Below are 19925 nucleotides of genomic sequence, written 5' to 3'. Positions count from 1 at the left end.
GAGCGTCGCAAGCCTGATCTCGCTGGCCACGCTGGCCTCGCTCGAGATCGTGCTCGGCATCGACAACGTGATCTTCATCGCGATCCTGTCGAGCCGGTTGCCGAAGGACCAGCAGCCACGTGCCCGGCGGCTCGGCATCTCGATGGCGGTGTTCTCGCGTCTCGCGCTGCTGCTCGGCATCTCCTGGGTGATGGGGCTCACGCGTCCGCTGTTCGCCCTGATGGGCCAGGGCATCTCCGGCAAGCAGCTGATCCTGCTGCTCGGTGGCCTCTTCCTCATCGGCAAGGCGACCTACGAGATCCACGACAAGCTCGAGGGCGAGGACGAGAACGAGCACGCCCCCGGCGGCGGCCGCGCCGGGGCGACGATGACCGGCGTGGTCGCGCAGATCATGCTGATCGACATCGTGTTCTCGCTCGACTCGGTGATCACCGCCGTCGGCATGACGCCGCACGTGCCGATCATGATGGTGGCCGTCGTCCTGGCCGCCGCCGTGATGCTCGTCTTCGCCGGTCCGATCAGCAGCTTCGTGCAGCAGCACCCGACGATGAAGATGCTGGCGCTGGCGTTCCTCATCCTGATCGGCGTGATGCTGGTGGGCGAGGCGTTCGGCCAGCACATCGACAAGGGCTACATCTACTTCGCGATGGCGTTCTCGCTGCTCGTCGAGTTGCTCAACATGCGGTTGCGGAAGAAGCGCGCCCCCGTGGCCCTCCACCACTCGTCCATGCCGACCCAATCATGAGCACGCAGACGTACGCCAATCACGGCCATCGGCCCGTCTACACGCTGGTGGCCACGGCCTTCTGGGTCGTCGCGGTCATCGGTCTCGTCGGCATGCGGCGGGGCGAGGCGTGGGGCGACGAGGCCGCCGCCCTGGGGCTGCTCGGCGCGATCTTCTGCCTGATCTCGATCAGCCGCCTCTACATCACGCGGCTGCAGGACCGGATCATCGTGCTCGAGGAGCAGATCCGCGCCGAGCGCTTGCTGTCGCCGGCGTCGCTGGCGCAGTGGAGGGGCCTGGGCGTGAAGCAGATCGTCGCGTTGCGCTTCGCGTCCGACGAGGAGTTGGCGGCGCTCACGGCCCGCGCGGCGGGCGAGTCGCTCAAGCCTGACGCCATCAAGCGCGCCGTGCAGCACTGGCGCGCCGATCACCGGCGGACGTAGTCTTCAACGCCGAACGCCGAACGCCGGCTTGTCCGCCGAAGCCTTGGCGAAGGCGGAACGTAGCCGTCGACCTTGGTCGACGGTCGCGGGCACGTAGGGGGAGGCTGACGCAGAATGCCCGGCGCGGTCACTTCACCGCGCCCGTCACCTCTTCGCTCGTGCTGACGCCGAACTTCTTGTAGTCGGAGAAGACGGTGGTCGACTCGAGGGCGAACTTGCGGAAGACGAGCGTCTTGCCGACGACCTTGTACTGGGCCTCGGCGGGCAGCCAGATCTCGCCGTTGACCAGCGTGCGGCGGAACATGATCGTGCTGCCCTTCTGCATGCGGGCCAGCAGGCCGAGACCGAAGGTGATGTCCTCGACGGCCTCGAGTTCCGTCCGGATCACCTGCCGGTCGGCCTCGTTGATCCACGCCCGCCCCTTGATCTTCTTCAGGAACTTGCCGGCATCGCTCCGGGTGCGCGCGTTCTTGCGCGGGGTGAGCGTGGCGACGATCGTCTGCCGGCCGTCGCGCACCTCGCGGCCGACCAGCGCCACCTCGTAGACGGCGAACACGTCGTCGATGACGTCCTGTTCCTCGCGCGCGTCCCTGGCCTTCCTGGCCAGGCGCTTGTCGCGCTGCGCCGGCGTCTCGACCCGGATCTGCTCGAGCTGGTCGAGCACGCGCTGGCGGTGTGCGGCGTCGCGCTTCTCGAGCTCGGCGGCCGACAGGGGCACGTCGTTGACGCTGACCAGCCGTTTGTAGGTCTCGCCCGGCACGTCCGAGGGATACACCTCGAACTCGCGCCATGGGCCGAGCTGCACCTTGCCGAGCTTCGACACATTCACGTCGCGGCGACGTTCCTTGAACGTGTACTGCCTCAGCAATTGCTCGTCCGTGCGGAGGCCGGCCCTGACTTCCTTGATCAGCTGGGCCAGGTCCGGTAGGGGAGTTCCCGATGAGCCCGAGGGCTGTCGGTGCATGCCGACTGTCGTCAGCGGGACCGCAGGCACGGCCGTCCACCCCGACAGGACCGTGCTGGCGAGGACGAGCAGCGCGGCGCCGAGGCGGGCGCGTGGAAGAACGGAGAGCAACACCACTCGATTCTAGGACGGTCGGCGTCACCGACCGGCCGAGGGACCTGTGCGACAATAGGCCACTTTCCGCATGCGCACAGACCGCGGGCTCACGGACCTGGCCGCCACGCTCGCAGACGGCGCGGCGGTGGACTGGGCCGCCCTGGAAGCCGAGCTCGGCACCGACGCCGAGCGCGCGATCTTCCGGCAGCTGCGCGTCATCGCTGACATCGCCGAGCTGCATCGCAGCCTGCCCGACGAAGGGCCGGACGAGCTGTCGCTCGCGGCAACACCGCCCGCGCCGAACGAGCCCGAGCTCCACCCACCTCCACCCCCCGATCGCGTCGTCGATCCCGACGAGCCGGATCTCGGCATGTGGGGGCCCTATCGACTGCTCCGATCGCTCGGCCCGGGGACGCTGGGCCGCGTGGTCCGCGCCACCGACCACCTCCATCGCGACGTGGTCATCCGCTTCCTTCCCGACCAGTCTCCACCGGAGGTCGCCGTCGCCTTCCTGGCGACGGGCCAGGCGCTCGCCAAGGTGCGGCATCCCAACGCCGTCGAGGTGTACGGCGCCGAGCAGCACGGCGATCAGACCGGCCTGGTGATGGAGTACGTCGACGGCCGCAGCCTCGACCAGGTCGTGGTGTCGCAGGGCACCTTCAGCGCCCGGGAAGCCGCGTTGGTGGGCTGGGAACTCTGCCGCGCCGTCGCGGCGCTGCACCGCGAGGGCCTCGCGCACGGGCTGCTGTCGCCCGACAACATCGTGCGCGAAGCCGGTGGGCGGCTCGTCCTGATGGACGTGTGGCCGCGGGGAGTGCCGCTCGAAGCCCTGGACCTGCAGCCCGCGACGCTGCCGTTCCTCGCCCCCGAGGTGGCGGCCGGGGCCCCGCCTTCGCAACGCAGCGACATCTACAGCCTCGGCGTCGTCCTCTATTACCTCGTGTCGGGTGCGTACCCGGTGCGGGCGGTCTCGCTGGCCGACCTCGCCGCCCGGTACGAGCGGGCCGAACGTATCCCGCTGGCCGACCTGCGCCCCGACCTGCCCGACGACTTCATCCGGATCGTCGAGCGCGCCTGCGATCCCGACGCCGACCGGCGGTACAGCAGCATCGCCGCGGTCAAGGAAGCGCTGTCGCGCACGCTGGGGTGGGATACCTGGACCCGCAAGCAGCCGGTGCTGCCGCCACCCGGACAGGCTCCGGTGGTCGAGACGAGTCCTCCGCCGGCCACGCCGCTCCCGCCGCCGCCCGCGCCGGTGGTGCCGTGGGGCCTCATCGCCATCGCGGCGGGTGCCGTGGTGGTCGGGGGCATCGTCGCCTGGTCGATGCTGCCGCGCGACCTCGCGTGGCGCGGCCACTCGACGTCGCTGGCCACCTCGGGAACGCGCGCCGGCGGTGACGGGCGCACCGTTGCGCCTCGCGACGACGTGCGCCTGGCGATCGGCAGCGCCGCGGGCGCCGATCCGTCGCTCACGCCGCTGGTGATCGCGCAACTGGCGCAGGATCTGAGCTCGTCGCCGCCGTTCCGGGTGATCGCGCCGGTGGCCGTGGAGGCGATGCTGGGCCAGCCGGTCGCCGCGATCATGCACGCCGTCGATGCCGACGTGTACGTCGAGGTGGCCGCTTCCCGGCAGGATGCCGGGTTCGAGGCGCAGCTCAACATCGTGAGGGCCGGTGGCCCGACCCGCGCGGTGCGGCAGTCGATGACCGCCAACACGCCGGTCCGCGAGTTCACGGCGTCGCTGACCCAACTGGTCGTCGCCGAGCTCGCCGCGCCCGAGGGCGAGCGCCCGTCGCTGCGCACCGCGCTGCCCCTGGACAACCCCGAGGCGATGCAGGCCTACACGCTCGGCACGAGCCGGCTCGGCCGCGGCGGCCGCAAGGAGGTGGAGGAGGCGGCCGAATCGTTCCGGCGGGCCACCGAGGTGGCGCCCGATTTCGTGCTCGCCTACGCCAAGTGGGCCGAGGCGCTGCTCTCGCTCTATCGGCACAACGCCCTGCGCGCCGACGAGGCGCTGCCGCTGGCGCAGAACGTCATCTCGAAGGCCCTGAGCCTCGACGACCGCAGCGCGGAGGCGTACGCGGCGCTCGGCGACCTGTACGCGGAGCGCCACAACGCCGAGCAGGCCGAGCGCCACTTCACGCGGTCGCTGGCGCTCAACCCCAGCGGCGAGTACGCGCGCATCAGGTACGCGATGCTGCTGGCCGGGCGCGGGCGCGTCGACGAGGCCGTCGAGCAGGTGTCGCAGGCGCAGAAGCTGAACCAGCGATCCTCGCTGTTGCGCGGCTACCTCGGTGCGACGTTGCACTACGCCAAGCGCTTCGACGAGGCGGCGCGCACCTACGAGACGCTGCTGCGCCTCGACTCGCAGTACTCGGCGGCCTACATCGGGTTGTGCAAGGCCTACACGGAACTGCGGCGCACCGCCGACGCGCTGCAGGCCTGCCAGGCGGTCGGCGCGCAGCACGCCGCCGAGGATCCGTTCGTCCTCTCGCAACTGGTGAAGATCCACCACGACGCCGGCAAGTCGCGCGAGGCGCAGCAGGCGCTGGCGCGGCTGCGGGCCATGTACGACACGCGCCCGACCGGCGACGGCGCCTTCTGGATCGCCCTGGCGTACGTCAGCCTCGGCGACGCCACGCGGGCCCTCGAGTGGCTCGACCGGGCCATCGACGCCAATTCGTCGCGCCTGGCTTACGCACGCGTCGACTCGCGCCTCGATCCCCTGCGGCGCGACCCGCGCTTCCTCGCGCGGATGGCCCGCATCGACGGGCACGCCTCGTCGGTCGTCGGCGCCCAGGTCGCTCAGGACAACAACCGGTGAACGCCTGCCAGGTCGTGCTCGACGCGACCTGACGCGTCGGGCGCGGTGAAGGCCACGCTGCGCGCCTGCACCACCGGCATCCCGGCATCGACGGCGGCCGCTTCCATCGCCGGTCGGGGCTCGTTGTGCACGAGGAACCCGCCCGGACGCAGCGCGCGCGCCAGCGCGCCGCACGCCGCGACGAGAGCGGCCTCGCCGAGGTAGGTCAGCACGTTGGTGGCGACGATGAGGTCGTAGGGGCCGGGCGCGACGTCGAGCGCGACGTGCCCGGCGTGGGGTGTCAGGCGTTGCCACGCGCCGGCCGGCACGCGCACGTGTCGCGTCGGGCGGCCATCGGCGTCGGGCGTCAGCGCCGATGCTGGCGCGCCGAGCGCGCGGCCCCAGGTCTGCAGGTAGTCCAGGTACGAGGGCAGCAGCCGGTGCCGTCGCGTCGACAGCGACGAACGCAGCACCAGTGAGGCGTCGGCGTTGGCGCGTGCCAGCGTGCCGATCACCTCGCCGACGACCGGGTTGACGTCGAGGGTGTCGACCAGGACCGCGGGCGCCGCCCTGCCGAGCGCGCGCAGGGCGTCGACCACCGCGAAGGGCTGCGTCGTCTGGCCCAGGGTGTCGTCGTGCAGGCTGGTGCGCGGACCGAGGTCGAGGCCGGGGCCGACGATGAGGAGTCGGCCGACGGGGCGGTCGATCGGCAGCGTCCCGAGCGCCTCGGACACGGCGTAGCCGCCGTCGACGCCGGTGTCGGTGCTCAGGCCCCGATCCTGGTACAGGCGCGCCACCTCGTCGGCGTTGCGTGCCTCGAATTCCTTGGCGTAGAGGAACCGCATGGTGCGCGCGTAGTCGTCGAGCAGGCGGCCCCGCAGCGCGGCGCGGTCGAGCCCCCGGGGACGCAAGGCCCGCAGCATGTCGAGTCGCCCATCGGTGCCCGCCAGGGCCTCGGCAAACGACGACAGCCGGCGCGCCGCGTCCTGCGGCACGCGGCGGTGCTCGATGAACTCGCGCGCGCTCAGCGCCGGCTCGATCGGGGCGTCCGATGTCCAGAGGCGCGACTGCAGCGCCACGGCGACGCGGTGCTCGCCGAGTCCGTCCTCGACGCGCCGGACGGTGTCGGCGCGCTCGGCTGTCGCCCAGGCATCGAAGTCGGCGACGCCGAGGGCCCGCAAGCGTCGTTGCAGGGCGGGGGACAGATCGGTCCAGCGCAAGGCGGCCGGTGCGGCAGCGGCGCCCCATGCCGCCGACCCGGGAACGGCGGTGGCCACGGCGAGCGCCAGCACCTGGCGGCGTGTCAGCACGGCATCACGGTAAACCGGAATTGGCAGCTGGCCTTCGTCATGCGGCCGTCGGCCTTCGTGCCGGCGGGGGCGCGGCCGCCCTTTGCCTGCGCCCAATTCCCATTCCTTGAGCCTTGAGCCTTGAGTCCTGAGCCCTGAGCCTACCGTGCCACCCACGTCAGCGACACGGTGGTGAGCGTCACGTCGGTCTTCTTCGGGCGCAGCACCAGGGGCGTCACCGTGCCGGCGTCGGTGGCCGCGATCTCCTGCGCCTCCGATTCCACGGCGGCGCGCAGGTCCGCGAGCTTCTGGTGCTCGGCCGCGAGGTTCTCCTCGGCGCGCGCCACGTCCTGCTTCTCCTTCATCACCTTGCTGGCCCCCCGTGCGGCGCTGCCGATCCGCCCCGCGTTGGTGGCGCTGAGCGCCTTGCGGCCGAAGAGCGCGCCGAACACACCGGTGGCGGCTGTGAGCAGCGCCGAGCCCGTGGAGGCCGAGACCTCCTGCTGCTGCTTGCCCAGCGCCTGCTCGGCCCGGCGGATCCGCTCCTCCTGCGCCTGCAGGCGCGCGGCGTACCGGGCGCGCAGGGCATCCACCTTCGCGTCACGCGCCACGCGCAGCGCCTCGGACAGGCGCGCGTGAAAGTCCGCCTCGGTCTCGCCCGGCGTGGAGTGCAGTCCGCTCTCCCGGTGCTCGAGCAGGGTCAGCGTGCGCGTGTCGTACAGCCATGTGGCGACGGCGCGCTTCCACGCGTCGAGGTTCTTCGGCGTGGTCGCGCCCGCGGGGAGGTCGGCGTAGGTGGCCGGCCCGCGCGGGGAGGACTCGAGGTCCTCGGGCGTCACGTCGGTGTCCTCGGCGCGGTCGAGGGCGAGCGGAGTCGCCCCGGCCTGCAGCGGCACGAGCAACTGCACAGGGATGGTCTCGGCGATGCGCCGCTTCGTGTCGGCGACGCGGACGGCGCCGGCCACGTACACCGCCGGCACGTAGGCGAGCGGTGCGCCCGGCGCCACGCCACGCGCCGGCACGAACAGGGCCGTCACGCCAGGGGGCAGCACCGGTGGCGCCGACACCGGCGCCGCGCCTCCCTCCTGCGCTGTCACCGTCGAGGGCGCGGCGGCAGCTCCCGTCAGGGGCTGCCCGGTCGCTGATGCTGCCGGGCCGGCGCCCGTCGCCTCGCTGGCGATCGCCGCCGGCCGACTGCCGTCGCGCAGCGCCTTGATGTGCGTCCGCGTCAACGGCCCGCGCAGGTACGAGAGCGTCCAGCGCGTCTCGAAGGTGAGAGGGCCCGACGTCTCGTGCACGTTGTGCATCAGGAACACGCGCGCGCCGAGGCCCGAGAGCGTCTCGCTCATCGCGGCGCGGTCGAACCGCTCGCCACCGGCGGCACCGGCCAGGCCCTCGAGCACGCGCGCCTTGTCGCGCTCGGTCTGCAGGCGCCCGATGAACCACGTGCCGGTGTTGGAGAGGCCCTTGTAGTCGAGGTCGACCGGGTTCTGCGTGGCCAGCACCACGCCGAGGCCGAAGGCCCGCGCCTGCTTGAGGAGCAGCATCAGCGGCTCCTTGGACGGCGGGTTGGCCACCGGCGGCATGTACCCGAAGATCTCGTCCATGTAGAGCAGCGCGCGCAGGCTCGTGGTGCCCGACTGCATGCGCACCCACCCGAGCAGCTCGTTGAGCAGCAGCGAGACGAAGAACATCCGCTCGGCATCGCTCAGGTGGGCGATCGAGAAGATGGCCGCGCGCGGACGTCCGTCCTCGGTGCGCAGGAACGACGCGACGTCGAGGGGCGCGCCGGTGAGCCACTGATCGAAGCCGGGGGCCGCGAGCAGGTTGTTGAGCGCCATCGCCAGGCCGAAGCGCTCCTTGGCCGGGTAGAAGGCGTCGAGTTCCAGCGCGCCGATGCGCGTGAAGGGCGGCGACTGGATCTGCTGGATGATGCCGACCAGGTCGAGGTCCGTGCCGGCCAGCCACGCCGTCTCGAGGATCTTCGCCAGCAGGATGTGCTCGCGCGACTGCAAGGGGTCGGCATCGATGCCTGCCAGCCCCAGCAGGCTCGCCACCGTCGTCTGCAACCGCTCGCGCAGCAGATCGCGATCCTCGAGCACGGCCGCCGGCGGCACCGCGAAGGACTTCAGGATCGACACGGGCACGCCCGCCGAACTCCCCGGCGTGTAGATCGTCACGCCCGCGGCGTCCTTCAGGCGCTGGATGCGCGCGCCGTCCTGGCCCCAGCCTTCGAGCCCCTTCCGCCAGCGCTCGGCCTGCGCCGCGGCGAACGTCGGCACGTCCTGGCCGGCGCGCTGCGCCTCGTCCTCGTTGACCCACGGCGCGAACGCCTCGCCCGACAGGGACGGGAACGTCAGCGCGAGGTTGGCCAGGTCGCCCTTGGGGTCGATCACGATGGCGGGAATGCCGTCGATCAGCGCCTCCTCGAGCAGGCCGATGCACAGGCCCGTCTTGCCGCTGCCGGTCATGCCGATGCAGACCGCGTGCGTGAGCAGGTCGCGCGAGTCGTACATCAGCGGCGCCGGCGTCGCCGTCCTGGTCGCGAGATCGTAGGGACGGCCGAGGTAGAACGCGCCGAGCGTTTCGAAGTCCTGCATGGCGGCTGATTCTAGCGGCTCCCGTGCCACCGACGAGCTGTCTTTTGGCCAACGTCCGCAGTACGCTGCCAGCTTCATGCGCCGCGCCCGCCGCGTCCTGCTCGGCATCCTCGTGGCCGGCATGGTCGCCGCCGGGGCGGTGTGGTTCACGGCGCGCCCACGCCTGGAGCACTGGCTCCGTACCACCGTGATCGCCGCCCTCGAGCGCGAACTTGACAGCGACGTCGAGTTGCACGCGCTGCAGATCACGCTCGGGCCCGTCACCCGCATCAGCGGCGGCCCGCTGACGATTCGTCACCGCCGCCGGCTCGACGTCGCGCCGCTCGTGCATCTCGAGCGCTTCGAGACGACGATGACCTGGCGGGAGATGCTGCGCAAGCCGCGACGGGTGGATACGGTGACCCTCACCGGCCTGGCGATCGCGATTCCGCCCTCGCCCGGCGACGGGCAGCCGCGGTTCCCCGAGTTGGGCGCCGAGCCGGCGGCGGCCGCGGCGCCGGCGCCGGCCCCAGCCGCCGTCCCGGCCGAGCAGGCACGCCCGCCGCGGCCCCGCGCCACGCCGGCAGTCATCGTCGGCCAGGTCGTGGCCGACGCCGCGACGCTCACGATCCTGCCGCGCGACATCCGCAAGCTGCCGCGGCGCTTCGTCCTGCATCGGCTCACGGTGCGCGACATCACCACCGACCGGCCGATGCGGTTCGACAGCGTCATCGAGAACCCGCAGCCGCGCGGCCGCATCACCACCAGCGGCCAGTTCGGGCCGTGGCAGGTCGACGCGCCGGCGCGCACCCCGATCGAGGCGTCGTACCGCTTCGTGGACGCCGACCTGTCGACGATCCGCGGCCTGGCCGGCGTGCTGCAGTCGGCCGGCCGCTACTCGGGCGTCCTCGAGCGCATCGAGGCGCACGGCACGGCCACCACGCCAGGCTTCGACCTGAGGGTCGGCGGCAGGCCACTGCCGCTCGAGACGCGCTTCACCGTCGTGGTGGACGGCACCAACGGCAACACCTACATCCAGCCTGCCGAGGCGCGCCTGGGGGCGGCCACGCCGATCCGCGTCACCGGAGGCGTGGTCAAGGCCGAGGATCGCCGCGGCAGGACCGTCGACCTGGCGACCAGGATTCGCGACGGACGCCTCGAGGACGTCCTGGCGCTGGTCGTCGACGGCCCGCCGGCGATGCGCGGACGGCTGGGCGTCGATGCCGCGCTGCTGATCCCGCCGGGCCCCGAACCGGTCGCCAGGCGCCTCCAGCTCGATGGCCGCTTCACGCTGACACAGGCGACCTTCCGCAGCGCCGTGGTGCAGGCGCGCCTCGACGAGTTGAGCCGCCGCGCCCAGGGCAAGCCCGGGGCGACCGACGTCACTCGCGTCGTGTCCAGCTTCGCGGGGCGGTTCTACATGTCCGAGGGCGTGATTCGCTTCCCCCGGCTGCAATTCGAGATCGACGGTGCCCGCGTCGACCTCGCCGGCCGCTACGTCCTCGACGGCCAGCGGCTCGACTTCGATGGCCGCGTCCGACTGCAGGCCGGCGTCTCGCAGATGGTGCGCGGCCGCAAGGGGTGGCTCCTTCGTCCGTTCGACGGCCTCTTCCGGCGCGATGGGGCCACCGAGTTCCCGATCCACATCCGCGGCTCGGTCAAGCAGCCGGAGTTCGGCGTGGACGTGAAGGAAACGCTCAAGCGCGCGCTGCTGCCGGGCCGCTGACGAAGGGATCGTCACAGCCAGAGCCAAGGACCCTGTCCTTCTGCCCTTCTGTCCTTCTACTCTTCTACTCTTTGCGTAAGCTTGGGGTGGGTGAGGGGATTCGAACCCCCAACATCCGGAGCCACAGTCCGGCGCTCTGCCCTTGAGCTACACCCACCGTCCCGGGGACAGCGCCAGCAGGCGCCATGGGAACAGCCAAGTATACACCGAGGCCGGCGACCGGATGGAACCTCTGCCGCGCGAGCCGGCGTCATACGCGCTGTGGTGGAAACAACGTCCGTGAGCCGCGTGGTCCGGCAGGCCGTCCTGACCACGGCGACCTTCGCCGCGCTCGACTTCCTCTGGCTGGCCGTCTTCATGAACGGCTTCTACAAGACCGAACTCGGCACCCTCGCGCGGCTGTCGGGGACCGACTTCTCGCCCGTCTGGTGGGCCGCCTTCGCCGTCTACGGCGTGCTGGTCCTCGGCCTGGTGGTGTTCGTGCTGCCTCGGGCCGAAGGGCATCCGGGTCGCGCCCTGGCCTTCGGCGCGCTCATGGGAGTGGTCTCCTACGGCACGTACGACCTGACGGCCTACTCGGTGCTGGCGGGCTGGTCGCTGCGCATGACGCTGGTGGACATCGCCTGGGGCGCGACCATCTGCGGCCTGACGTCGGCCGTCGTGACGGCCGTCGAGCCGCGCCTGGCGCGGTCTCCCCAACCCCGGCCCGCCACCCGACAGCAGTCACTCGTATAGTCGCCGCCGCGGCCGTGCCGCCTCACGTTCCGTCCCCCCCGGCCGAATATCGGAAGGGCCGGGCGTCCCTCGGCCGGGATGCCGTCTGGAGACCGCGTGACGAGGTGGCTGCGCAAGGGTCGGGTCGTGGCAGGGCTGGCTGGCGCCTGGGTCGCCCTGGCGGCCGCGACGCCGGCGCGCGCCTCTGACCAGGTCGATGCCGGACCCGGATCGCCGGCCGTCAAGGCAACCCAGCCGGCCCCGCCGGCGCCACGGCCGTTGATCTACGGCGGATCCTCCAACTTCGGCCCCTGGGAGGGCCTCGACGACCGCGGGCAGCCCGACGGCTTCAACATCGCCCTCGTGCGCGCCTTGTCGCGCCATACCGGCCGTCCGATCAGCGTGCGGCTCTCCCTGTGGTCGGAGGTCGGGCGCGGCCTCGAGGCCGGCACGGTCGACCTCGCGGCGTTCGGCGCCTCCGATTCCCGGCGCACCCGGTACGACTTCCTCTCCCTCATCTGGACGCTGCAGCAGTCGGTGATCGGCAGGGCCGACCGCGCGACCAGGTTGCCCGATCGCCTCACCGACATGGCGCGGGAAGTCGTGGTCGTGGAGCAGGGCTCGTTGATGCACGAGCTGATGATGGAGATGCCCGAGGTCGACCGGCCGCTGCTCCTGCTGGCGCCCAACCAGGCCGACGGCCTGCGGCAGTTGATCGAGGGGGATGCGACGCTGATGCTCGGCAACGCCCTCGTGCTGCGCCGCTCGGCGCGTGCGCTCGGCGCGCCGGACCTGCCCTCGCGCGAGATCAAGGCTGCCGGGTACCACTTCGTGACCGGACGCGGGCGCGCCGGCGAGTTCGCCTGGCTCGAGCCCGCCCTGGCGCACCTGAAGGAGAACGGCACCTTCGCGCGGCTCTTCGAGCGGTACCTCACGACGGGCGCGCCTCCGGCCCGCATCTCGCCGTGGACGGTCGTCCTGCTCGTCGCCGTGGCGCTGGCCGGGCTGGTCGGCGCCCTGGCGTGGTATCGCCGCGTGCGGCGTGTCCTGGCCGCCAAGGTGCAGGCCGAGGAACTGTCGGCGCGACGGCGCCGCGAGGCCGAAGAGGCGCTGCGTGCCACCGAGCGCCAGATGCAGCAACTGGTGCACTCGGTGAAGGCGATCGTCTGGCGCCGCGACGTCGCCACCGGCCGGTACTCCTTCGTCAGCCAGGAGGCCGAGCAGCTGCTCGGGTACCCGGCGTCGCGCTGGACCGCCGAGCCCGGCTTCGTGTCGGGGATCATGCACTCCGACGACGCCGAGTGGGTGGGGCGCTACAGCCAGCGGGCCACCGGCGATCGGCGCGACCACACGATGGAATACCGCGTGTACGCGCAGGACGGCCGGCTCGTGTGGTTGCGCGACATCGTGTCGGTGATCGTCGAGCACGGCGAGCCGCGCGAGCTGATTGGCGTGATGGTCGACATCTCCGAATACAAGGCCGCCGAGGAAGCCCTCGAGGCCGCGCACGCCCAGGCGCTGGCCGCCACGCGCGCCAAGTCGGAGTTCCTCGCGTCGATGAGCCACGAGATCCGCACGCCGATGAACGCCGTCATCGGCATCACCGATCTCCTGCTCGACACGCCGCTCTCGCAGGAACAGCGCGCCCTCGTGGAAACCGTCCGTTCGTCGGGCGACGTGCTGCTGAACGTCATCAACGACATCCTCGACTTCTCGAAGGTGGAGTCGGGCAAGCTGGAGTTCGAGCGCATCGCGTTCGACCCCGAGGCGCTGGCCGACGACGTGGCCCGGTTGATGGGCGAGCGCGCCACGGCCAAGGGCCTCGACCTCACCTGTCGCATCGCCCCCGGCGTGCCGCGCAACCTGGTGGGCGATCCCGGTCGGCTGCGCCAGGTGCTGCTCAACCTCGTGGGCAACGCGATCAAGTTCACCGAGAGCGGCGACGTCGCCATCCGCGTGACCGCGCCGGCCGTCTCGGAGGGCCTGGCGCAGTTGCGCGTCGAGGTGAGCGACACCGGCATCGGCATCGCGCCCGAGGCGCAGGCGCGCCTGTTCGACGCCTTCACCCAGGCCGATGCGTCGACGACGCGCCGGTTCGGCGGCACCGGCCTGGGCCTGGCGATCTCCAAGCGCATCATCGAGCTGCTCGGCGGCGCCATCGGCGTGGAGAGCCAGGTGGGCGCGGGCACGACCTTCTGGTTCACCATTCCCTGCGTGCGATCGGGCCAGTTGCCCGAGCCGGCCGACACCGCGGCGCTCGGCGGCCTGCGCGTGCTCGTGGTCGACGACAGCCAGGCGTCGCGCGTGATGCTGGAGCAGACGCTGATGGACGCCGGCCTGCGCGTGCAGGTGGCCCGCGGGCCCGACGAGGCGCTGGCGTCGGTGGGCGACGGGACGTGGCCCCACGTGGCGCTGATCGACGAGGGACTCACCGATGGCGGCGGCACGCGGCTGGCCGAGCGGCTGCGCGCGCGGGCGCCACACCCGCCGGCGATCGTCCTGCTCTCGTCGCGGCCGACCGGGGCGCCGGTCGGCCTCGAGCGGAGCGCGCGCCTCATGAAGCCGGTGCGCCGCAGCGAACTGCTCGCCACGCTGGAACGCCTCGGCAGGCCGGTGGCCGCCGAAGTCGTGCCGCCCCTGCCGGCGCCGCGTCCGGCGGCGGTGGCCGGCGCCTCACCGCAGCATCTCCGGGTGCTCGTGGCCGAGGACAACCTGGTCAACCAGAAGGTGGCGCGCCTGATGCTGGAGAAGTGCGGGTGCCTCGTCGAGGTGGTCGACAACGGCGAGCAGGCGGTGGCGGCCGTGCGGACCGGCGAGTTCGACCTCGTGCTGATGGACTGCCAGATGCCGGTGTGCGACGGCTTCGAGGCCACCCGTCGCATCCGGGCGCTGCCGGCGCCGCACAACGGCGTGGTCATCGTGGCGCTGACCGCCAACGCGCTGGCCGGCGACCGCGAGCACTGTCTCGCCGCCGGCATGAACGACTACCTGGCCAAGCCGGTGCGGCGCGAGGCGCTGGCCGAGATGCTGGCGCGCTACGCCTCGGGCGCCGCGGCTTGATGACGTCTGACGTTTGACGTTGAACAGCTGACGACACGCACCTGGTGGCGGAGGACGAGGCAACTCGTCGTCCCAATGTCAAACGTCAAACGTCAAACGCTAAACGTCAACCGTTCGCCTTCTCGATCTTCGCCCACGAGTCCCGCAGCGTGACCGTCCGGTTGAACACGGGACGGTCCGGGGTCCCGTCGGGGTCGGCGCAGAAGTAGCCGAGGCGCTCGAACTGGCAGGTGACGCCCGCGGTCAGGGTGGCCAGCGACGGCTCCACAAGCGCGTCGGACAGGACCTCCAGCGCGTTCGGGTTCAATTCCTCGGTGAAGTGACGCGCGTCGTCGGTCCCCGGCTGCTCGGTCGTGAAGAGACGGTCGTACAGCCGCACCTCCGCGCGCACCGCGTGCGGGGCCGACACCCAGTGCAGCGTGCCCTTCACGCGGCGCTGCTCGCCGGCGGCGCCGCCGCGGGTGTCCGGGTCGTAGGTGCACCGCAACTCCACCACCTCGCCGGCCTCGTTCTTGAGCACCGAGACGCACTTGATGATGTAGGCGTAGCGGAGCCGCACCTCGTTGCCCGGGAACAGCCGGAAGAACTTCTTCGGCGGCACCTCGCGGAAGTCGTCCTGCTCGATGTAGATCTCGCGCGAGAACGGCACCTGCCGGGTGCCGGCCGACTCGTCCTCCGGGTTGTTGATGGCCTCGAGCATCTCGACCTGCCCCTCGGGGTAGTTCTCGATGACCACCTTCAGCGGCTTGAGCACGGCCATCGCGCGAGGCGCCACGCGGTTGAGGTCCTCGCGGACGCTGTGTTCGAGCAGCGCGACGTCGATCAGGCTCTCGTTCTTGGCCACGCCGATGCGCGCGCAGAAGTCGCGGATGGCGCGCGGCGTGTAGCCACGCCGGCGCATGCCCGAGATGGTGGGCATCCGCGGGTCGTCCCACCCCGAGACGAAGCCCTTCTCGACAAGTTCGAGCAGCTTGCGCTTGCTCATCACGGTGTAGGTGAGGTTCAGGCGCGCGAACTCGATCTGCTGCGGGTCGCCCGGCAGGTCGGGGAACTGCTCGATGATCCAGTTGTACAGCGGCCGGTGATCCTCGAACTCCAGCGTGCACAGCGAGTGCGTGATTCCCTCGATCGCGTCCGACAGCGCATGCGCGAAGTCGTACATCGGGTAGATGCACCAGCGGTCGCCCGTGCGGTGGTGGTGCGCGTGGCGGATGCGGAACAGCGTCGGGTCGCGCATGTTCATGTTCGGCGACGCCATGTCGATCCTGGCGCGCAACACGTGCGATCCGTCGGGGAACTCGCCAGCCCGCATCCGCTCGAACAGCGACACGTTCTCCTCGACGGGACGGTCGCGGAACGGGGAGTTCCGCCCGGGCTGGGTCAGCGTGCCGCGGTACTCGCGGATCTGCTCGGCCGTGAGGTCGTCGACGTAGGCCAGGCCCCGTCGGATCAGCGCCAGCGCGCACTCGTAGATCTGCTCGAAGTAGTCCGACGCGTAGAACTCGCGCGTGTCCCAGTCGAAACCGAGCCAGCGCACGTCGGTCCGGATCGAGTCGACGTACTCGACGTCCTCCTTCGTGGGGTTGGTGTCGTCGAGGCGCAGGTTGCAGAGGCCGCCGAACTCGGAGGCGACGCCGAAGTTGAGGCAGATCGACTTGGCGTGCCCGATGTGCAGGTAGCCGTTGGGTTCGGGCGGGAAGCGCGTGTGGACGCGACGGCCGTGGCGGCCGGCCTTGAGGTCCTCGCTGACGATCTGGCGGATGAAGTCCAGCGGCGCGGCTGGCTCCGGGGCGGGCGTGCTCGTGACGTCGGACATCGAAGGTTCGGGGCGATCGGAAGCGCGCCGGCAACGTGCCGGCAGATCAGACAGTGTACCTGCGGAGCCAGTGGCAGGACGGCCCGCGGGCCGGGAGGGGGGCTCCCGGACCTGGGCGTCGGCCTTGACCGAGGCTGAGGCCACGGCAGGGGAGAGAGCGGGCGGGCTGCACGGGAAGAGCCCGAAGTCCGACGCGACCCCGCCGGGCTTCGGGCTCGTGTCGCGATGCCGGGTCCCGCCGGTAGGGGGTGCCGGCGGGGTAGGGAGGCGCCGGAGGCGGCGATTCCGCCATCGCGGCACTCTGGCGCACCGCCGTGGCTGCCTGCCGCCTCGCCCGATGCGACAGCGGTCACGGCCCCTGCGGCGGCCGGCATCGCGACCTGTTCACATCGTGAACACCGGGTCGATCGGACGCAGCGCGTCGGCCCGGCAGTACTGCCCGGTCGACGTGCAGATGAGCATGCCGGCATCGACGAGGCTGTCGAGCACGTATCCGCAGGTCGGCGCGTCCATGCCCCACAGGCGCTGGCCCTGCGGCCGGGTCAGGCTGAGCGACGGCAGCGTGGCGTACGCATCCATCACGATCGATCGCCATTCCGGAACGCTCCGCCGCAGCGGAGTCACCGGCTCGTCCTGCCACCACGCGGCGGACATCGACGTCACGGGCATGCCGTCGGCTCTCATATCGTCGTCAGCTCCTGTTCGTGGGATGGCGTCCAGGCCGGGGTCGTGGCACGGAGGGTGTGATGCGGCACCGTGAGCACCGGACACGGCGCGAGGCGCACGACGCGATCGGCCACGCTGCCGAGCACCAGACGCCGCACCGGACCGTAGCCGTGCGTGCCGACGACGATGAGGTCGGCGCCGTGGCTGGCCGCGTACTGGCCGATCTCGCGCGCCGCGGGCAGACCCGCGACCACGGTGCGGACGACGCGTGGGATGCCCACGGTGACCGGCAGGGGGCGCGAGGCGAGCAGGCGCTCGGCGTCGGCGATGCTCTCCTGCTGGAGGGCCGAGAAGTCGAGCCCGGGAGCTTCGACGCTCCAGGCCTGCTGGCGGGCGTCGGGAATGACGTGCAGCAGGTGCAATTCGCTGCCGTGCGTCGCGGCGAGCTCGCACGCGACCCGGAGCGCGTCATCCGAGGTTTCGCTGAAGTCGATGGCGGCGACTATGGTGCGGAAGACCGACATACGCACCCCCCTGAATCGCACGGGGATCCGACACCCGTGACTACCAAAGGGGGATGCATGGCGTGTGCCGGATCGGCACAGGCGAGATCACCGCTGAATTGGCAATCGGCCGCCCTCGTGCCACCTGCAGTGTGGAATTCCACCCGCGACGCTGCGGAGGTTTCCACCCTGACGGGAATCCGCAAGGCCGGCGATCAGCAGGGCCTGCGCCGGCAGGCGCGAGGTTGGCGGCCGGGAAGCGCCAGGGGCGCGCTGCCGAGGACGGCTACCCCAGACAGGTGAACACCTCCCGATAGAAGTCGGGGTGCGACTCCCAGGTCTGGCCCGTCACGAGACGGCCGTCGCGCACCGCCTGCTCGGTGTCGACGTACGTCGCGCCGGCCGCCTCGAGCTCCCAGCGGCAGTTGACGTAGGCCGTCACCCGCTTGCCGGCGATCAGGCCCGCCGCGGCCAGCACCTGCACGCCGTGACAGATGGCGAACACCCACTTGCCCGCCGCGTCGAAGGCGCGCACCAGGCGGAGCACCCGCGGGTCGTGACGCAGGTACTCAGGCGCCCGGCCCCCCAGCACCAGGACGGCTTCGTAGTCGGCCGGGTCGGCCTCGTCGAAGGTCAGGTCCGACTCCGCGCCGTACCCAGGCTTCTCGATGTAGGTGTCCCATCCGGGTTCGAAGTCGTGGATCACCAGGTGCAACCGCCGGCGGCTCGGCGCCGCGAGGTCGGCCTTCCAGCCGGCCTCCTCGAACCGCTGCTTGGCGTAGAGGCATTCGAAGCTCTCGCCGGCGTCGCCGGTGATGACCAGGATTCGTCGTGGCATGGGCCTGTCCTCGCGGTGGGAAGTCATGTCCGTGGGTGTCGCTCAGCCACTTGGGTGTGGCTGGCTGCCCCGGCCGATAGTGATGGTACGCTCGACGACAAACCCAGGCACCGACCGCGTCGCGGCCCGCCTTCGAGGACCGTCTGCATGACTTCGTCGTCACCTGACCTCTTTCGCCTCGCTTTCGAGTCGTCGCCCAGCGGGAAGCTCGTGACCGACCACACCGGCACCATCCTGCTGGTCAACCACGAGACTGAGCGACTGTTCGGGTACGACCCGGGCGAGATGATCGGCATGTCGGTGGAGGCACTGGTTCCCGAACGCCTGCGCACCCGCCACGCGAGCGACCGCGGCGCCTTCCATGGCGCGCCGCAGGCCCGGCGCATGGGGGCCGGGCGCGACCTGTACGGGCTCCGCAAGGACGGCACCGAAATCCCGATCGAGATCGGGTTGAATCCGGTGCAGACGCCAGAGGGCCTGCTGATCCTCACCTCGATCGTCGACATCAGTGCCCGCCGCGCGCTCGAAGCGCAACTCAGGCAGGCGCAGAAGCTCGAAGCGGTCGGCACGCTGGCAGGCGGCATCGCCCACGACTTCAACAACCTGCTGCGGAGCATCATCGGCTACACGGAACTGGCCGAGGAGGCGGTGAGCGATCCCGCGGTCCGTGCCGACCTCGAGCAGGTCAGGCGGGCTGCGGCGCGCGGCCAGGAACTGGTGATGCGGATGCTGGCCTTCAGCCGGCCGAGCGAGGCGCAGCGCGTGCCGATCAGCCTGGCCCCGCCGGTGCGTGAAGCGGTGGATCTGCTGCGGGCCACGATTCCGTCGCTCATCGAGATCCGCTGGCACGGCGACGACGAGGCGCCGCCGGTGCGCGCCGACAGCACGCAGATGCAGCAGGTGTTGATGAACCTGGTCACCAACGCCGCGCAGGCGATCGGCGAGGCCAGCGGCCGCATCGACGTGTCACTTTCGCTGTTCCGCGCCGACGAGGCGTTCGCCGCCTCGCACCCCGGCGCGTCGCGTGGCCTGTACGCGCGCCTGTCGGTGGCCGACACCGGGCCCGGCATGAGCGAGGAGACCCGCCAGCACGCCTTCGAGCCCTTCTTCACGACCAAGCCCGTCGGCAAGGGCACCGGGCTCGGCCTGTCGATGGTGCACGGCATCGTCCAGGCGGCCGGCGGGGTCGTGGACATCGACAGCCGGCCCGGCGCGGGGACCACGGTGCACGTCTACCTGCCGGCGGTGGAGTCGCCGGCCGTGGTGGCATCGCCGCCACCTGCCGCCGTCCCGACGGGACCGCACATCCTCTTCGTCGACGACGAGGAGGCCATCAAGGAACTCAGCCGCCGGCAGCTCGAGAACGCCGGGTTCCGGGTCACCGCGTTCTCCTCGAGCCTCAAGGCGCTCGAGGAGTTCCGCCGGCGCCCCGACGACTTCGCGCTCGTGGTCACCGACAACACGATGCCGAGGATGTCGGGCCTGCAACTCGCGCAGGAGGTGCTCGCGTTGCGGCCCGGCATGCGCGTGCTGTTGGTGTCGGGACTGGTGGACACCCTGGCTCCCGAGGTGATCTACCAGCGTGGCATCGCCGGCCTGCTCCGCAAGCCCCACACCGGCGCTCAGTTGGTGGCGGTGGCGCGCGCGCTCACCGACACGCCCAACTCGTAACGCCCCCGATTGCGCGTGGCAGACCCGCCGCCG

At 71.4% G+C, this 19925-nt stretch carries 14 protein-coding genes and 1 tRNA gene; 7 read left to right on the top strand and 8 right to left on the bottom strand.

Annotation, left to right across the window (positions count from 1 at the left end; translation table 11 throughout):
* Positions 1-13 precede the first annotated feature (13 nt).
* Entirely contained in the window at positions 14-745 is a 732-nt protein-coding gene (locus TBR22_RS20560; protein WP_370651542.1) for a TerC family protein, read from the top strand.
* Entirely contained in the window at positions 742-1167 is a 426-nt protein-coding gene (locus TBR22_RS20555; protein WP_239489706.1) for a DUF6526 family protein, read from the top strand. Before TBR22_RS20560 ends, TBR22_RS20555 begins: the two co-directional genes overlap by 4 nt.
* Before the next feature lie 127 nt (positions 1168-1294).
* Here the strand turns inward: TBR22_RS20555 and TBR22_RS20550 are convergent, their stop codons facing one another.
* Positions 1295-2245, bottom strand: a complete 951-nt coding sequence (locus tag TBR22_RS20550; RefSeq protein WP_239489705.1) for a hypothetical protein — start codon at positions 2243-2245, stop codon at positions 1295-1297.
* Between the two features lie 70 nt (positions 2246-2315).
* Between TBR22_RS20550 and TBR22_RS20545 the strand changes: the two genes are divergently transcribed.
* On the top strand, positions 2316-5051 hold the full coding sequence (locus TBR22_RS20545) for a protein kinase (RefSeq protein WP_239489704.1): 2736 nt from the start codon (positions 2316-2318) through the stop codon (positions 5049-5051).
* Here the strand turns inward: TBR22_RS20545 and TBR22_RS20540 are convergent.
* Positions 5033-6340: a class I SAM-dependent methyltransferase gene (locus TBR22_RS20540; RefSeq protein ID WP_239489703.1), complete on the bottom strand. Its 1308-nt coding sequence runs from the start codon at positions 6338-6340 to the stop codon at positions 5033-5035. The two genes, TBR22_RS20545 and TBR22_RS20540, sit on opposite strands and share 19 nt — an antisense overlap.
* Positions 6341-6480: 140 nt before the next feature.
* On the bottom strand, positions 6481-8919 hold the full coding sequence (locus TBR22_RS20535; protein WP_239489702.1) for a helicase HerA domain-containing protein: 2439 nt from the start codon (positions 8917-8919) through the stop codon (positions 6481-6483).
* A 76-nt stretch (positions 8920-8995) separates the two neighbouring features.
* Here TBR22_RS20535 and TBR22_RS20530 point away from each other — a divergent pair, with 76 nt between their 5' ends.
* Positions 8996-10624: a hypothetical protein gene (locus TBR22_RS20530; RefSeq protein ID WP_239489701.1), complete on the top strand. Its 1629-nt coding sequence runs from the start codon at positions 8996-8998 to the stop codon at positions 10622-10624.
* An 82-nt stretch (positions 10625-10706) separates the two neighbouring features.
* Here the strand turns inward: TBR22_RS20530 and TBR22_RS20525 are convergent.
* Positions 10707-10781, bottom strand: a tRNA-His gene (locus TBR22_RS20525).
* A 122-nt stretch (positions 10782-10903) separates the two neighbouring features.
* Here TBR22_RS20525 and TBR22_RS20520 point away from each other — a divergent pair.
* Both TBR22_RS20520 and TBR22_RS20515 read left to right on the top strand, forming a co-directional pair.
* The gene (locus TBR22_RS20520; protein ID WP_239489700.1) at positions 10904-11359 is read left to right on the top strand and encodes a DUF2177 family protein; all 456 of its coding nucleotides are present in this window, start codon (positions 10904-10906) and stop codon (positions 11357-11359) included.
* Between the two features lie 96 nt (positions 11360-11455).
* The gene (locus TBR22_RS20515; RefSeq protein ID WP_239489699.1) at positions 11456-14398 is read left to right on the top strand and encodes a response regulator; all 2943 of its coding nucleotides are present in this window, start codon (positions 11456-11458) and stop codon (positions 14396-14398) included.
* Between the two features lie 106 nt (positions 14399-14504).
* Here TBR22_RS20515 and TBR22_RS20510 read toward each other — a convergent pair whose 3' ends face one another.
* The 4 genes from TBR22_RS20510 to TBR22_RS20495 all read right to left on the bottom strand — a co-directional run bounded on the left by TBR22_RS20510 (position 14505) and on the right by TBR22_RS20495 (position 18221).
* Positions 14505-16214: a glutamine--tRNA ligase/YqeY domain fusion protein gene (locus TBR22_RS20510; protein ID WP_239489698.1), complete on the bottom strand. Its 1710-nt coding sequence runs from the start codon at positions 16212-16214 to the stop codon at positions 14505-14507.
* A 384-nt stretch (positions 16215-16598) separates the two neighbouring features.
* Positions 16599-16883: a hypothetical protein gene (locus tag TBR22_RS20505; protein ID WP_239489697.1), complete on the bottom strand. Its 285-nt coding sequence runs from the start codon at positions 16881-16883 to the stop codon at positions 16599-16601.
* 11 nt (positions 16884-16894) lie between these two features.
* Entirely contained in the window at positions 16895-17404 is a 510-nt protein-coding gene (locus TBR22_RS20500; protein ID WP_239489696.1) for a universal stress protein, read from the bottom strand.
* A 265-nt stretch (positions 17405-17669) separates the two neighbouring features.
* The gene (locus TBR22_RS20495; RefSeq protein ID WP_239489695.1) at positions 17670-18221 is read right to left on the bottom strand and encodes a DJ-1/PfpI family protein; all 552 of its coding nucleotides are present in this window, start codon (positions 18219-18221) and stop codon (positions 17670-17672) included.
* Positions 18222-18368: 147 nt separating this feature from the next.
* On the opposite strand from TBR22_RS20495, the gene TBR22_RS20490 reads away from it, so the two are divergent.
* On the top strand, positions 18369-19892 hold the full coding sequence (locus TBR22_RS20490; RefSeq protein ID WP_239489694.1) for an ATP-binding protein: 1524 nt from the start codon (positions 18369-18371) through the stop codon (positions 19890-19892).
* Positions 19893-19925 lie beyond the last annotated feature (33 nt).

Origin of the sequence: Luteitalea sp. TBR-22 (genome assembly GCF_016865485.1) — a bacterium.
Classification (GTDB): Bacteria; Acidobacteriota; Vicinamibacteria; order Vicinamibacterales; family Vicinamibacteraceae; genus Luteitalea.
Note: the sequence above shows the minus strand (reverse complement) of the source record. Positions and strands in the feature narration are given on the sequence as shown.